The sequence below is a fragment of the Streptomyces sp. NPDC002785 genome (genome assembly GCF_040295565.1).
GTDB lineage: Bacteria > Actinomycetota > Actinomycetes > Streptomycetales > Streptomycetaceae > Streptomyces.
This window is the reverse complement of record NZ_JBEOVN010000187.1, coordinates 1-13,903: the sequence shown is the minus strand read 5'-3', so window position 1 is coordinate 13,903 and position 13,903 is coordinate 1. Positions and strand designations below refer to the sequence as shown.

General features: G+C 69.5%; 14 protein-coding genes. 3 read left to right on the top strand and 11 right to left on the bottom strand.

Annotated features, from left to right (window positions below; translation table 11 throughout):
• Positions 1–405: 405 nt before the first annotated feature.
• The 3 genes from ABTZ94_RS30400 to ABTZ94_RS30390 all read right to left on the bottom strand — a co-directional run bounded on the left by ABTZ94_RS30400 (position 406) and on the right by ABTZ94_RS30390 (position 3,196).
• Positions 406–1,302, bottom strand: a complete 897-nt coding sequence (locus ABTZ94_RS30400) for a PaaX family transcriptional regulator C-terminal domain-containing protein (RefSeq protein ID WP_351205474.1) — start codon at positions 1,300–1,302, stop codon at positions 406–408.
• Between the two features lie 107 nt (positions 1,303–1,409).
• Positions 1,410–1,946 (bottom strand): alpha/beta fold hydrolase, encoded by a 537-nt coding sequence (locus tag ABTZ94_RS30395; RefSeq protein ID WP_351205473.1) that lies wholly within the window; start codon positions 1,944–1,946, stop codon positions 1,410–1,412.
• Positions 1,947–1,966: 20 nt separating this feature from the next.
• A complete protein-coding gene (locus ABTZ94_RS30390) occupies positions 1,967–3,196 on the bottom strand; it encodes a saccharopine dehydrogenase family protein (protein ID WP_351205471.1) in 1,230 nt (409 codons plus the stop codon).
• Between the two features lie 82 nt (positions 3,197–3,278).
• Here ABTZ94_RS30390 and ABTZ94_RS30385 point away from each other — a divergent pair, with 82 nt between their 5' ends.
• On the top strand, positions 3,279–4,187 hold the full coding sequence (locus ABTZ94_RS30385) for a flavin-containing monooxygenase (protein ID WP_351205469.1): 909 nt from the start codon (positions 3,279–3,281) through the stop codon (positions 4,185–4,187).
• Between the two features lie 328 nt (positions 4,188–4,515).
• On the opposite strand, the gene ABTZ94_RS30380 is transcribed toward ABTZ94_RS30385, so the two are convergent.
• From ABTZ94_RS30380 to ABTZ94_RS30365, 4 genes are all read right to left on the bottom strand, one after another.
• Positions 4,516–5,724, bottom strand: a complete 1,209-nt coding sequence (locus ABTZ94_RS30380) for a globin domain-containing protein (RefSeq protein ID WP_351205468.1) — start codon at positions 5,722–5,724, stop codon at positions 4,516–4,518.
• A gap of 52 nt (positions 5,725–5,776) precedes the next feature.
• Positions 5,777–6,112, bottom strand: coding sequence for a hypothetical protein (locus tag ABTZ94_RS30375; protein WP_351205466.1), 336 nt, complete (start codon positions 6,110–6,112; stop codon positions 5,777–5,779).
• Positions 6,113–6,373: 261 nt separating this feature from the next.
• Complete coding sequence (locus ABTZ94_RS30370) at positions 6,374–6,781, bottom strand: hypothetical protein (RefSeq protein WP_351205478.1); 408 nt, start codon at positions 6,779–6,781, stop codon at positions 6,374–6,376.
• Positions 6,782–6,887: 106 nt separating this feature from the next.
• Positions 6,888–7,205, bottom strand: coding sequence for a hypothetical protein (locus ABTZ94_RS30365; RefSeq protein WP_351205464.1), 318 nt, complete (start codon positions 7,203–7,205; stop codon positions 6,888–6,890).
• 119 nt (positions 7,206–7,324) lie between these two features.
• On the opposite strand from ABTZ94_RS30365, the gene ABTZ94_RS30360 reads away from it, so the two are divergent.
• Positions 7,325–7,777, top strand: coding sequence for a hypothetical protein (locus ABTZ94_RS30360; protein ID WP_351205462.1), 453 nt, complete (start codon positions 7,325–7,327; stop codon positions 7,775–7,777).
• Between the two features lie 89 nt (positions 7,778–7,866).
• Here the strand turns inward: ABTZ94_RS30360 and ABTZ94_RS30355 are convergent, their stop codons facing one another.
• From ABTZ94_RS30355 to ABTZ94_RS30345, 3 genes are read right to left on the bottom strand one after another with little or no spacing between them, the layout of a single operon-like run.
• On the bottom strand, positions 7,867–10,689 hold the full coding sequence (locus ABTZ94_RS30355; protein ID WP_351205460.1) for an aKG-HExxH-type peptide beta-hydroxylase: 2,823 nt from the start codon (positions 10,687–10,689) through the stop codon (positions 7,867–7,869).
• Positions 10,686–11,873: an FxsB family cyclophane-forming radical SAM/SPASM peptide maturase gene (locus ABTZ94_RS30350; protein ID WP_351205458.1), complete on the bottom strand. Its 1,188-nt coding sequence runs from the start codon at positions 11,871–11,873 to the stop codon at positions 10,686–10,688. Before ABTZ94_RS30350 ends, ABTZ94_RS30355 begins: the two co-directional genes overlap by 4 nt.
• Complete coding sequence (locus ABTZ94_RS30345) at positions 11,866–12,111, bottom strand: hypothetical protein (protein WP_351205456.1); 246 nt, start codon at positions 12,109–12,111, stop codon at positions 11,866–11,868. Before ABTZ94_RS30345 ends, ABTZ94_RS30350 begins: the two co-directional genes overlap by 8 nt.
• A gap of 791 nt (positions 12,112–12,902) precedes the next feature.
• Here ABTZ94_RS30345 and ABTZ94_RS30340 point away from each other — a divergent pair.
• Positions 12,903–13,079, top strand: a complete 177-nt coding sequence (locus ABTZ94_RS30340) for a hypothetical protein (protein WP_351205454.1) — start codon at positions 12,903–12,905, stop codon at positions 13,077–13,079.
• Positions 13,080–13,180: 101 nt separating this feature from the next.
• Here ABTZ94_RS30340 and ABTZ94_RS30335 read toward each other — a convergent pair whose 3' ends face one another.
• Positions 13,181–13,456 (bottom strand): Dyp-type peroxidase, encoded by a 276-nt coding sequence (locus ABTZ94_RS30335; RefSeq protein ID WP_351205476.1) that lies wholly within the window; start codon positions 13,454–13,456, stop codon positions 13,181–13,183.
• Positions 13,457–13,903: the final 447 nt, after the last annotated feature.

The window sequence follows — 13,903 nt, the reverse complement described above, 5'->3', positions numbered from 1 at the left end:
GGGGGGGGGGGGCTGGCGGGGCCGCGGGGCCCCGCCCCCCACCGCGGACGTCTCCATCCGCAGCATGGCGGGCGACGACGCGGGCGACAGGCGCGAGCTCGATGCCGCAGTCGCCACCCACGGCGAGCAACGTGTCATCGCCACTTCGGCCCAGTGCGGCCCTGGTTGCTTCCAGCGAGCGGGTCAGCACATCGAGGTGGCGTACGCCGTCCAAGTCCTGTCTCGGGCGGGGGTCGGTCCCGACGACAGTGCATTGCGCTGCGGGGAGCAGCGCGCGCTGCCGTGCGGAGCATCGCGGTCCCGAGTCCGCCCCGCCCGGCATGCTGCAGGAATCTGGCCGGCGCATAGCAACGGAGATGGAGTCGGACGCCGAGGGCCTGTCTGAGCCAGCCGACGTCGCGGGCCTCAGTTGTCGGCAGCTGCTGGGCGGATCACGTCACGGTAGAGCTGGAAAAGGCTGACTCGCTCGCTCTCCTCTGTGTGCTTGTCCAGGAGCGACCAGCATTGCGCGACGAGTTCACGGGCCTGGGTGCCAGGCCAGGGCTGGGGCAGCAGCTCCGGTGGCAGGAGTGGGTCGGGCTCCATGGCGCGGGTGAACTCGGCGGCCAGTTCAACTGCAATCGTCAGCTGCTGAGGGCCGGAGAGGTCGGCGTCCTCCTGGAGTCGGCGGAGCCGCGGTCGGGCGACCGAGGCGAGTCTCTGGTAGCGGTCGGCGATCTCGTCCTGTGGCCATAGGCTGCGGGCGAGTACGGCGGGGTCGCGTTCGTTGCCCTGGCGCAGGTTGTCCGTGGTCAGCAGCGTGAGATGGTCGAGGACATCGAGGTGACGGGCTTGGTCTTCGACGTAGGGCTCCCAGGCGTTGGCGCTGATGTAGAGGCCGCCCTGCACGGCGGCGCCGCCGAGCCGGGTGAGTGCGGCTCGCAGGGCGTCGCGTGCGGTGCGGGCGGTCTCGGGGACCGCGAAGGCGACGAGGTGCCAGGTACCGTCCCAGGGTGCGAGGCCCGCGTCCTGCCGGAAGGCGTGTGCGACGAACTCGACGTCGGGCCCAAGAGTCTGCTCGGTGGCGCCGGTGGCTCGCAGGACTGCTTTGCGCCCCCTGCCTTCCTGGGTGAAGCGCCCCTCGGTGACCAGTCGCTTGACGCACAGCCGCACCTGCTGGTCGGTCATGCCGAGCAGCGGGGCGATGGCGTAGAGCTCGCCGGTGTCGACGGTGTGGTCGGTGCGGATCAGTGCCTCGACGAGTGTCCGGGTGGGGACCTGGACGGCCGGTTCCGGAGCGCGGGGTGAATCCGTTCCAGGCATGGGGTGGTGGGCCTTTCGAGCGTCGTCGAGATGGTTGATCAAGGTGCCGCGCCGGGCGGCTGAACCAGGATGCTGAATCGAGCAGCGATCGGAATGGATTCGATCGTTTACGAAGTAGAGTACCTTCGGTCATGGGTACTGAGAGTGATGCCGACTACCTCGACCAGGTCCTGATCGGGGGCCGTGAAGCGAGGCCGATCGTTGTGGGCGCCCCCGATCCGGACTGGGGCAACCAGTTCGTTGCACTCGCGGCCGAATCCGGCACTGTTGAGCAGCGCCAGTGAGGACACGCGCGCGGGGGCATGAGCGGCGAGCTGCATCGCGATGGCCCCACCGAGGGAATTGCCCACCACATGCACGGCGGACGTGAGGCCGAGTCGGTCGAGCACCCGCTCGACGTGCCCAGCCAGTGAGGCGAGCCGGCAGTCCGGCAGGGGCTGCGACCGGCCGAACCCCGGGACGTCGATCGCGATGAGCCGGTGGTCGGGCAGGACCGCCTGGAGTGGTGCCCAGTTCCCCAGGCTGCGATCCAGCCCATGCAGGAGGAGTACTGCGGGGCCACTGCCGGCCGCCGTGTAGCGGACGGCACGTCCCGCCACGTCGATGAACGCGGCGGCAGGAGTGGTGGCTTCGTTTGATGACACGTCATCTCTCCTGTTGCGCTTCACCCGGTCGGGGTCACGTCGATGATCACGCCGTCGCGAGGGCCGTCGTCGCCGGGAAGGTCGGGCACGTGGCGTGCCAGGTCGAGGAAGAAGCGTTCGGCGTCGATGGCCGTCTCCGGCGGGTGGACGCCGAGGTGGCCACCGCTGCCGTCCAGTAGTTGCGCAAGCCCCAGCGCCAGGGGCAGACCGGTCGCCTCCGCCATGTCGTTGAGCAGCGCCGAGGCACCGGGCGTATCGGCAAGCCGGGCCAGAGTGGTGACCCGGCGGCCGTCGCGGGTGCCCGTGGCGGTGGCGAAGAACGGGGGCAGTGACCCGGGCCCCTTACGGGTCATGGCACCGGCAGTGGCCCGCAGCGCGCGGGACACCGAGGGCTTGGCCAGATCGGCCGCCGCAGTCTCGTTGGTGAGTTTCCCGGCGTCGATGTCGCGGCGCAGGACATCGAGGTAGGCGACCGTGCCCGGGGTGACGACCATGAGGTTGGCGGCCTCGCCGGCCGGTCGGAAGCTGCGGTGCAGGGTGACCGGCTCGGGGTGGCCGACGGTATAGGCCGTGCCGGAGCGTCCGGAGGATACGGAGAGGGCGACCGGCAGGAGTGGCCGCCGGTGGACGAGCCGGCCGCCGCTGACCACCGCCGCTTCCCCACTGATCTGCTCCATCCAGTGCACGGCGGCCGCGCTCGGGCGCCCGTCGGGGTCGCTCAGCTGCTCGTCGTCCCCGCCAGTACCGGAGACGTCGACGGGCCATGCGGTGTACAGGTCCTGGACATGGTCCAGCTGCCGGACGGCACGCGCGGCCAGCAGATTACTGACACCGGGGCTGGCACCCATTCCCACCACGGCGCGGACGCCGGCGTCCCGGGCCTCCTCGTCCAGTTCGAGCATCTGCAGGGTCGGCTCCCAGTCGTCGCAGATGTCCAGGTAGTGGGTCCCGGTCGCGATCGCGGCCCGCAGCACGGTCAGGCCGAAGCGGTAGTACGGGCCGACGGTGTTGAGAACGACGTCCGTGCCCTCCAGAGCGGCTCGCAGGGCGCCGCTGTCGGTCACATCCACCTTGAGCGCCCTCATCGGCGCACCACACGTGCCGTCCTCGGCAAGTCGGCACACCAGCGTCCGAGCCGCCTCCAGGTGCCGGTCGGCCACCACGATCTCGGTGACGCCGGGGAGTCCGGCCGCCACACGTACAGCTACGGCACCCATCGCCCCGGGTCCACCGAGAGCCAGAATCCTCATCCCGCACTCCATTCTCACTTTCATTACGATCGTATACTATGCGATCGTAATGGAAATGAGCAATAATTGCCGGAGGGGGATCATGACCGACCCGCACAGCACGGATCCGGCCCCCCATGGACCGGTCGCGGCGCGGCATCGACGTATCGGGCCGGGCCGCACCTCACCCGAACGTCACGTATCCGTCGTCATCGTCGGGGCGGGATTTGCCGGCCTCGGCACAGCCATCCGGCTACTGCAGGAGGGCTACCGCGACCTGCTGATACTGGAGCGGGCCGATGAGGTCGGCGGCACCTGGCGGGACAACGCCTACCCCGGGTGCGCCTGCGACGTGCCCTCGCGTCTGTACTCGTTCTCGTTCGCACCCAACCCCACCTGGAGCAGGCGCTTTGCGCCTCAGGAAGAGATCGAGCAGTACCTGAAGCGCTGCGTCGACGGATACGACCTGACGCCCCGTCTTCGGCTCGGCTGCGAGCTGCAGCGTGCCACCTGGGCCCCTGGGCGGCTGCGCTGGGACTTGCGAACCAGCACCGGACCGCTCACCAGCCCGCAGGCGCACCTCGGCACGACCGTCGCGGGCTTCCCCAACCTGTTCCTGATGGCAGGCCCCAACACGGGCGTGGGACACACCAGCCTCATCTACATGATCGAGTCACAGATCAACCACCTCATCAGTTGTATGCGGATGATGCGCGACCGCGGCCTGGGCACCGTGGAAGTGCGCGCCGAAGCACAACACGCGCACAACACCGAACTGCAGAACCGGATGGCTCCCACCGTCTGGGCCGCAGGCGGTTGCTCCGGCTGGTACCAGGACCGCACCGGCCGGATCACCACCATCTGGCCAGCACCAACCTGGCGGTTCCGCCACCGCACCCGCGCCATCGCCCCGAAGGAATACGTGCTGACGGCGTCGCCACACACCCCGAAGCGGCATATCTCCGATAAATCCGGCCGTGCGGGCGCCGACGAAGTGCAGCTGAGGTCATGACGAATCCTCACCGCCCCCGAGCGACCGGTTTGGGAAGCCGCACTGCGCGAGAAGAACGACCGCCAGGCGCAGCGCCTGTTCAATCTCCCCGACCTGCGCGACCTTCCCGACGCGAGCTGACGTACGGTGTCCGTCGGTCGGGTTCGGTTCACCACCCGGTGATGCGTTCGGTCATCCTCCGCGCGCCCGGGCCGGACCACCGCTCGCGCGCGCCAGGGAGCCTCGACCTGTGACTTCAAGATGAAATCAACTCAGTGGTTCGCACCGGTCGGCGGCACCGGTCCCTTCCGGCCGGACAATCGTGACCATCGAGGTCCGGGGATCCGGGTCAGTCCAGGTCGGCCTGCCACAGGTCGGGGCCGAACACCTCGTACTGGATGTCGCGGGGTGCGACGCCCTGCTCGATCAGTCGGCTCCGTACGGCCTGCATGAACGGCAGCGGGCCGCACAGGTAGTACAGGGCGTCCTCGGGCAGGTCGACCGCTGTGGGGTCCATCTGCCCCTGGAAAGCCCCGTTCACCGGCTCGTGGCTTCGGGTGTCCTGTTCGTACCAGACGTAGAGCTGCGCGTTCTGCAGGGCCAGGACGTCGCTGACCACCTGGCGGCGGAGGGCGAATGACGCCTCGTCGAGATCGGCATGCAGGAGGATGACCTGCAGGCCCGACTGAGCTGCGACGAGGTGCGAGAGCATCCCGGCCATGGGAGCGATCCCGATACCTGCGCTGGCAAACACGACCGGCCGCCCGGAGTCGTCGAGCACGACGTCGCCGTAGGGCACCGACAGCGTGAGCGTGTCGCCCAGGCCCACCGAGTCGTGCAGGAGCGTGGACATCTCGCCGTCGGGCTCGCCGTCGCCGCCGACCCGCTTGACCGAGAACTGGCGGTGCTCACCGTCGTCGGCCCGCGTCAGGCTGTACTGGCGCGGCTGGAGCACCCCGTCGGGCATCCGCATCCGCACCGTGACGTACTGACCGGGCAGCGAGCTCTTCACCAGGCGGTCGTCGGTCCGCTTGACCACGAAGGTGAGGACGTCGGCGGTCTCGCGGACCTTCCGCACCACCTGCCAGTTCCGCCACACCGTCTCCGGCCTGACGCCCCGCGCGCTGTAGAGGCCGCGTTCCTGGTTGATCAGGGCGTTGGCCATCAGCCAGTAGACCTCGTCCCAGGCCGCGGCGACCTCCGGGGTGACCGCGTCGCCCAGGACGTCGACGATCGCCCACATCAGGTTGTCGTGGACGACCTGGTATTGGTCGGGGCGGATGCCGAGGGACGCGTGCTTGTGCGCAATCCGGGAGAGCAAGTGTTCGGGTACCCGCTCCGGGGTCTCCACCAGGGTAGTCGCAAACCCCGCCACCGAACCGGCCAGCGCCTGCTGCTGGTCCCCGTGGACCTGGTTACCGCGGTTGAATACACCGTCCAGAAGCTCCGGATGTTCGCTGAACATGTGCCGGTAGAAGCGCTGGGCGATCTCACCGATGTGCTCGGCGACAACCGGGAGCGTGGCAGCGACGACTGGCCGGGACTTGTCCGAGAGCACGAAGCATCCTCCAGACGTGGAGCGCGAGATGGATGACGCCATCCAGTTTTATTCATATTTCCCTGTCGCGCTCGTCGACACATCGGCATGGCCTGAGATCCCGCCCCTGGCGGGAGTCCCGTCGGTCAGCCGGCGCTGCGAAGGCCGAGGGTCTGCGGTCCGAGGTCGACCAGGGTCTGCGCCAGTCTCCGTGCGGCGCCGGCATCTGGGAGAGGAAACGGACCAGCGTGAGCACGCAGTGGACGGCGGCTTGGGCCTCGGCGTGCTCCAGGTCGGGGCGGTCGGCGCGCGCCAGGCCCGTCCACTCGGTCGCGTACTCGACCAGGGAGCGGTGCAGCGCCTCCCGGTTGGCGGTCGCAGCGAGGTCAGTCAGCTGACGGACGATCACCTGCTACCGGTCCACCGACCAGCACGAGCACCCCACCCCCGACCCACACCAGCCCAGCGACCAGCGACCAGCGACTTCAAGATGAAATTGAGCCGTACTTGCCCTCCGTGGACTTGAGGGTCTTGTCGTCCTCTCCGCGCGAGCGGAGGCGAGCCGGCCGGGCACGGCCTCTACATGAGCACCCGATTGCCCCGGTGTGGGCACCGGGGCAGATGAGACCATCCCGGTGCCGACAGCCCATCTCTGCCGCGGCGGCGCGTCTCAGCGGACCGTCACGTTGAAGATCGGTGAGGCCGTGGTGCCGCTGACAACGCGCAGGTCGTTCTCGCCTTTCAGCCCGAGCTCGACGCCGAGCGAGTAGGAGCCGTTCCGCGAGATGCTCGTGGACGCGGGCAGACTGACCCACTTGCCGTGCTGCTTCTGCTGAAGGGTCACCTTGCTGCCCGCCTTGAGATTGGTGGTCCGGCCCGTGACCCGGAACAGCTGCCAGGCGCGGATGGAGGACACCGACGGCTTGGCCGTGATGCCGGCCTTGGCGGGTACGGCCTTCTGCGCGACGACGACGTTCGCGGCCGGGGTGGCTGCCATCGCGGAGCCCGCGATGGTGAGGGAGGCCGCGCCGAGGACACCGACGACGGCTGTGCGCAGGGAGCGCCGCTTCGAGACCATCACAGATCTGCCCCTTTCTAGGGTGAGAAAAGCCTTTCGCGCCAAAGGGCACCTACGTGTCGATTGGCGTAGTCACTAGAAACGACGACACAGTGGAGGCAGACGTTCATCGGGGCCTTGTCGCTGTCTTGTAACAGCCGAGCAGGGCCGTGGGCGATGGCGCCTGGAACAGCTCGGCGGCGAGGTGGCGGTGGCTGGGGCGGTCTCGGCTCACCAGGCCGACGTCCTTCGCGAGCTTGTCCGGGTGCGGGCACAGGTGCGTGAGGTAGCCGTCCGGATCGGGGCCCTGAGGGACATGTGGCCGCGGCCGGTTATGGCTCGCCGGCTCGTCGCCCTGCAGCAGGCCGCCGTCGGCATGGGCGTGCTGGTCCAGCAAGTCGGTCAGGTCGCCGGCCGGCCCAGCAGGCTGTCGCGGCGAACGCATCCCGCATCAGCGCGGACAGCACCCAGAAGTGGGCGGACCTGCTGACGCGGACCGGGCCCGAGGGACTGGTTTGAGACGCGGTCCTCGCCTCCCCTACCTGGCCTGACACGGCCGCCGCCATGGGCCGCCTCGACGAACGCGTCGTCGACGTCGTCGGCTTCCTCGCACGGCTGGGCCGTACGACCGTGCCGGAGGCTTTTGGCCACGACCTCCTGTTCGACTGCGAGGTCACGTCGATCAGCATGACCTCCGACGGCCACTACGCAGTGACGAGCGAGCCCTATCGCGTCTGGTCCATCGGAAGCGACGGACAGTGGAACACCCCCGGGCTCTTCACGCTGGTGAACGCGGACGCGGTACTCGTGCCGCCGACAGACTCACCGCAGGCCCCCCGATGGCTGGCCGTCACCGACTCCGGCACCCCCGGCGGGACACCGGAGACGACCTATGTGCTCGACTTCGCCACCGACGGCCTCTACGAGAGGCTCTGCACGTCCTACCCCTCATGCATCCCCGAGGACCGGTGGCAGCAGTTGTTCCCGCACCTGACCTACCGCGCGTCCTGCGACTGACTGCACGCGGTCGAGGTTGAGCCGGGCCTTCACAGCTCAGTACTCCAGCCGGACTTCTGGATGGTCCACAGCCCCAGCAGGCGGCCGGGTCAGGTGAAGGAGACGACGAACGGGCACTCCGGGCCGTGGCGATCCCCCCGGGCCTCGTAGCCCGCGAGGTAGACGTCCGCGCGGCAGACGTGGACGATGTTGCCGTCGACGGTGCAGCGATCGCCCGCGCGGAGCAGCGCCCACAGCGGATCGCTGTCCTCGACCGGGTAGAGGGACTCGACTCCGGAGTAGGTAAGGGTGACCGTGCCGTCGTCGTGGTGGACGCTCTCCCCCTCGAAGCCGTACATCCGGAGCTCGGAGACGCACAGCAGTGGCTTGGCGACGGCCTGCTCGATCGCCGCGGCGTAGCACGGGAGTTCGGCGCGGATGACCTCGTGGAGGCGGCCGGCGAACGTCATGGTGGCGGGGCACGAATAGGAGCAGGGCATGTACGGGACCAGGCCGTACAGCGTGTGCCGGAGGTGCGGGTTGCACAGCGGGGACGGCCTGCCCCGGGTGTTGCGCAGCGCCGCGTAGTAGGTGTTGTCGTCGTTCCAGTTGTTGCGCTGCCGGAAGAAGTCCTGGCAGCACGCGGGGTAGCCGAGGGCCCCGCCGAACGTGTCGTGGTCGGCCCGGTGCTTGTCGATGACCTTGCCGTCGACGATCAGCGGGTACCAACCGGACCCGACCACGCGGTCCAGAGCGGCCTGGTCGCGGGCGAGGAAGACGTGGGCCTCGGCGCCCGGCCGCAGGTCGGGCGCGAACGCGGCCCGGGTGGTGGTGAGACGGCCGGGGGGCACCTGGCCGATCTGCGGCGACGACCTGTCGAAGCAGGCGTCCACGTGGTGGACGAGACCGAGTGTCTCGGTGAGCGCGCGCAGTGCGGGCCAGCCGTCGGGCGGGACCCACAGGTCCATCGCAGGCTTCAGCCCGCTCGCCACCGCGATCAGCGCGGGGAGTTGGGCGCCACTGCGGGTGGCCTCGGCCAGGCCCCAGTATCGGCTGGCCCGCAGCTCGCGTTCGACCGCCGCAGTCGCCGGCAGGTTCACCGGGCGGACCGGGGCACGGTCGGGCTCCGTTCCGTCCGGCAGGCGCAGGCCCCATGCCAGGGCCTGCGCCGTCGTGCGCACGTCCTGGTCGGCGGAGAGCGGGGACGGCCGTGCCATGAGGACCTCGGTGTGCGTGAGGATGTAGAGCGCTTCGTCGCGGCGGCCGAGATGGCGGAGCGCGAAGGCGTAGCACTGCCAGAAGTACGGACTCCGCGGGTCGTGGTTGACGCAGGCCGCGTAGCGCACGCCGGCGGTGCGGTAGTCCTCGGACACGTACGCGAGGTGTGCCGCCGCGAGGTCCGGGATCAGGCCCTCGCCCGGGGCGGTGTCCGGCAGTGCGTCTGCCGCCGTCCCTCCGCGCAGCCGGTGCAGGTCGCGTACGGCCTCAAGAAGGGAGTCCCCCGGATACCACCGGCGGACGATCGCCCCCGGGTCCCAGTCGTCCGGGAGGCCCAGGGCGCGCAGGGTGGCGTGAGTGGCGGCGTCGTTCCGGGCAGGCCGCGCCATGGGCTTCCGCGCGGGTGCTGCCGGCGCGGCCGGGGCCGGATGCCGTTCGTCCCAGCGGGCGCGGTGCGCGGTGCGCTCGGCGTCGATGCGACGGCGTTCCGCCGGCGGGGGTGGGGGCAGGGTCCGGTCGCAGGCCTCGATCCGGTCGGTGACAGCGTCGACGAACGTGGTGCCCAGCGGCGTCAGGGCGGCCGCCGCCCGCAGTCCGCCCAGCCCGTCACGAACCTGGCGGACGACCCGGTAGGCGCGGTCCACAACGCTCTGCGGGTCCAGGCCGCCGGCGTCCGGGGTGTCCAGGACCGCCTGGTAGAAGTCGGCGACGCTCACGAAACTGTAGACGGCGTGCAGCAACCCGCTCAGCGGCCTGGCGTCGTCCCGCCAGGGCGAGTAGTGGACGGCCTCGCCGGTGTCGTCGGCGATCAGCGGGTCGAGCGGCAGTAGGGCGTTGAGCTTCTGGTGGCCGTACTCGTGCACCAGCGCCTCGGCCGTTGCCATCGGCTCTCCCAGCGCCAGTGCGACCAGCCCGGGCGCCTCACGGAAGCTGCCGCTCACATGCACACGCGACGGATCCGGGGACAGGACCGGGACGATGACGGCGAGCCCGCCGGCAAGCTCCTCGGCAAGGGGCGCGCACACGGCTCCGATGCGGTCGAAGTGGCTGTTCAGCTCGTCCTGCCAGCGCCGCGCCTCGACCTGGTCCGGCTCGGCGTAGGTGAACCCGGTCCGTTCGCCGAGCCTCAAGTCCCGGTCGAGCCAGTTGAGTTCCGTGCCGCCGGTGAGCCGCGGAACGCGCAGGTGCGGTCCGCTCCAGGTCAGGCGGCCGCTGTCCACGGTCAGGGAGGTACGGGCCCATGGTGGCGTCCCCTCCAGGGCCAGGCCGGAGCCCGGCAGGCTGATCCGCCCTGCGGCGTCCGCGCGGACGTCGGCCGTCAGCCGCCCGTGGCCGCGAAGGAGCAGCGCCGACAGTGCGAAGCGGCTGAACTCCCGCAGATGGGGCAGGAGATGCACCTCGGGAAAGCGCTCGGGGGCGCGCCGCCCGACCAGGTTCCAGGCCACGTCCACCCAGAACGCCGCGCTGGGGTGGTTGAGCACCCGCTTCTGCACGTCGGCCGGGGCGGAGCCGATCGCCTCCAGACTCGCCTCGAAGCCCGACTCCGCGAGAGCACCGGGGGCCTGCTCGGCGAGCAACGCCGCGAGCCTGCGGATGCCTACCAGGGTGCGCAGGTACCGGGTTGCGAAGACGGCGCGGGTGGTCCCCGTCCAGCCGGTGGGACCAGCCAGTGACGCGATGGTGGTCCGGTCGAGCCGGTGGATGGTCGCGGTCATCCTGCTGTCCCCTCCTCGCGTTCGACGCCTCTGCGCAGGCGTCGCAAGTCCCGTCCGGCCGTGCCGGTGATCGCATGGATGAGCTTCTTCAGATCGGCGCAGTAGACGGACTCCTGCCGGAATCCGTTCCGCCGGGAGTATCTGTGTGGAAAGTAGCCGCCCCCGCAGATGCGGACCAGTTCACATTCCTGGCAGGCCTCTCCCAAGGTCCGCCACTTGTCCTGACGTTCGCGCACCATCGGCGATCTGAGCGCAGCGTCGAAACTGTCGTCGACGATGTTCAGGCCGAGCTTGCAGGCTCCCGGGTAGGTGACCTTCAGGGTGTCCACTGCCTGTATTTCCCCGTTGGTCTCGACCACGATGAAGTCGACCGGCTGAAGCCCCCACTCCTCGGAACTGTCCGCAGCCCCCAGATAGAGCGCCATGATGTCGCGGAAGCGCCTGATCCTGACGGGCTGCGGGCGTTCCGCGTACCAGAGGTCGAAAACGCCGAGAAGCCAGTCCGCGTACGGGGTGGTGTCGAGCCGCTCCTTTCCCGGAGGGCGCAGGTCGTGATGGCCCAGTGGCAGGAGGAAGTCGATCGACGGCGGATCGAAGGAGCGGAAGTAGGAGTACGTCTCGACCGGGTCCGATTCGAGGTCGATCACGGCGAGGATCCCGCCCCACAGCCCCTGGGCCCGCCGGCTGCTCAGCAGCTCGATCGAACGCTCCACCTGGGCGAAGGACGACCTGCCTGCGTGGTCCAGCCGGTGCCGGTCGTTGGCCGCACGCGGCCCGTCCATGCTCAGCCCGAAGGAGACGTCCCACTCCCGGCAGAATTCCAGGACTTCCTCGGTGTACGCGGTGCCGTTGGTCTGCCCGTTCCAGCGGAGCCTGACGTCCGGTGCCGCCCGCGTCACCGCCTCGCAGAGCGCGCGGAGGTAGTCCACCCCCAGCAATAGCGGCTCGCCTCCGTGGAGGGTGACGTCCACCTGTTCCAAGCCGTGTTCACGGGCGTGCTCGTTGATCCGGCGACCGAGCTGGGCGGCGGTCTCCAGGGACATGCGCGTCGGCTGCGACCGCCACGACTGGTCGGCGTGCCGATAGACATAGCAGTAGTCGCAGTCGAGGTTGCAGCGTGAGGCGACCTTGCAGATGAAGGATTTGAACGGCCTGGTCCCTGATTCCAGGACCGCGTCAGACACGACCGGACCACGAACTGGAACTGTGTGAGCTGAAACTGCTGAAACTGCTGTGGCTGCTGTGGCTGTTGTGATGGCTGTACTGTGGCCCTACCTCGGAGCCCGCACCGCCGAATATCTCCAACAGGACCTGGCCGAGCGCCGTACCGTCGAGCGAATCGATCGACATGAGATCGAGCTCCGACAGTTCGAGCTCGATGCCGTCCGTTTCCGTATCTGCAAGATCCTGCTTCTCGGGCATCCGCGTCTCCAGCCGCTCGTCCCGCACGTGCCACCTCGACCATGCTCCGCTTTTGCTGATGCACCGTCAATAGCTTCTACCCGTCGCGGCTTTGGAGCGATGTCGAGGTCTTCGCCGAATTGATCTCCGAAAGGCGGTCCGACGCGCCTGGTCGACACGGGCGGGCGAGCCACACCGGAACGTCGACGGCCGGGCCGTACGCATGGCTCATCGACGACCAGTCGATGCTGTCCAAATCGTTGATCACGCACGGCACTCTGCCGCAGGGCACTGACACCACACCCCGACGACACCGCGACCGAGGTGCTGGCGGCAGTCCGGAGTGCGCGTGGAAGTCGTGTGCTCCGTCCGTCGCCAGCGTCTCGCCACTGCACACCCAACGGCCCCTACCCGGCAACTTTAGGCTCGTGGTGGGAGGGACCGTGGTGTCCAGTACGACAGTGGCTACGCGATTCCTGCACACACGCCCGACGCGCCGCCCCTCGTCTACGCCGACAGCTTCGACGTACCAGTGCTCTTCCGCGACGGTCCGGCCCGACGGCCGCACCCGCAGTGACGCGCCGCTGATCATCTGCCACGACCCGGCCCGAACGGACTTCCCCCGGCCAACGGCTGGTACGCGCCGGGCACTACGTGGCGGGAGGTCATCAAGGCAGCCACGGGGGTCGGCCGCGACGTCTTCCCTCACCTCCAGAACCAGCCGCAGTACGCGCGAGGCGAACTGGTCGCTCGGGTCTCACCCATGTACGCCTACATCGGGATGCACGACGACACCCCCCCCCAGACACCCGTTGCCCGGCACGGTCGGCCGGCGCCTCGACCGGGACAAGGTCGTCGAGATCCTGGCGCTGCGCCACCAGATCACAGTACTGGAGTGCCAACTGGGCGGGGAGCGGGTGCGGTTCACGCCGACCGACCGGGCGTTCCTCGCCGTGCTGCTGAACCGGCTGCCGCGAGATGTGCGCTGACGGTCGGGAAGCAGGCGATGGCGTGCCTCAGCCGCTTGAACGGGACCTCGCCGGCCACGGCGACGGTCGCCGAATGCAGGGAGGAGGGAACGAGGCGGACTTCATGTCCAGAGCTGTTCACCGAGAGTCCCGGCGGGTGCGGCGCCGGGCAGGACGTAGGCCACGGCCGAGGCCCGGTGTTGGAGGAACGGGTTGAGGGCGTCGCGGGCTGCCATGCGGTTCTGGACGCGGGTGAACTGGGCGGGGTCGCGCATGAAGGCGCAGAAGAGAAGGCCGCGGTCGGTCGGGCCGTCGTCGTAGCTGTAGCTGCGGCGGAGCATACGGGCGCCGCCGTCGAAGCGGGGGCTGGCGAGGCGCACGTGGGCGGTGGCGGGGATGACGTAGGAACCGTCGGGGTTCTTGGCGTAGATGTCGGGCTCGTCCTGCTCGGCAGCAGTGGGTTGTCGGGGCGGTCCGCGCCCAGCCCGATGAGCAACTGGAGCCCGGCGTCCAGGGGATCGGTCGTGTAGGAGCGCGCGGACCAGCCCGAGCGAGCGATGTGCCCGGCCTGCTGCCAGGCCGGGCTGTTGTCTCCCTTGGGCGCGGGGGCCAGGCCGAGGCCGCCGTTGTCCCAGACGATCAGCCCGTGGTCGAGCTGCCCGGCGGCGGGCCCGGAAGCTCCGGAGGACCCGGAGGATCCGGTGACCTGGTAGCTCCCCACGGCCCGGTGGGTTCGGTAGTCCACGACCCCCCTGACCCGCACCACCACTCCGCCGCCCTCGGTGGCGGTGAGGGTCACCGCCACGGGACTGGCCTGGTACAGATTCAGCCGCGACAGCGCCAGC

Bases quoted from the DNA above. Each gene is read 5' to 3' on its own strand.
- ABTZ94_RS30400 (WP_351205474.1), bottom strand. From the start codon at position 1,302: ATGCCTGGAACGGATTCACCCCGCGCTCCGGAACCGGCCGTCCAGGTC.
- ABTZ94_RS30385 (WP_351205469.1), top strand. From the start codon at position 3,279: ATGACCGACCCGCACAGCACGGATCCGGCCCCCCATGGACCGGTCGCG.
- ABTZ94_RS30370 (WP_351205478.1), bottom strand. From the start codon at position 6,781: ATGGTCTCGAAGCGGCGCTCCCTGCGCACAGCCGTCGTCGGTGTCCTC.
- ABTZ94_RS30360 (WP_351205462.1), top strand. From the start codon at position 7,325: ATGGGCCGCCTCGACGAACGCGTCGTCGACGTCGTCGGCTTCCTCGCA.
- ABTZ94_RS30345 (WP_351205456.1), bottom strand. From the start codon at position 12,111: ATGCCCGAGAAGCAGGATCTTGCAGATACGGAAACGGACGGCATCGAG.
- ABTZ94_RS30365 (WP_351205464.1), bottom strand. From the start codon at position 7,205: ATGCGTTCGCCGCGACAGCCTGCTGGGCCGGCCGGCGACCTGACCGAC.
- ABTZ94_RS30390 (WP_351205471.1), bottom strand. From the start codon at position 3,196: ATGAGGATTCTGGCTCTCGGTGGACCCGGGGCGATGGGTGCCGTAGCT.
- ABTZ94_RS30355 (WP_351205460.1), bottom strand. From the start codon at position 10,689: ATGACCGCGACCATCCACCGGCTCGACCGGACCACCATCGCGTCACTG.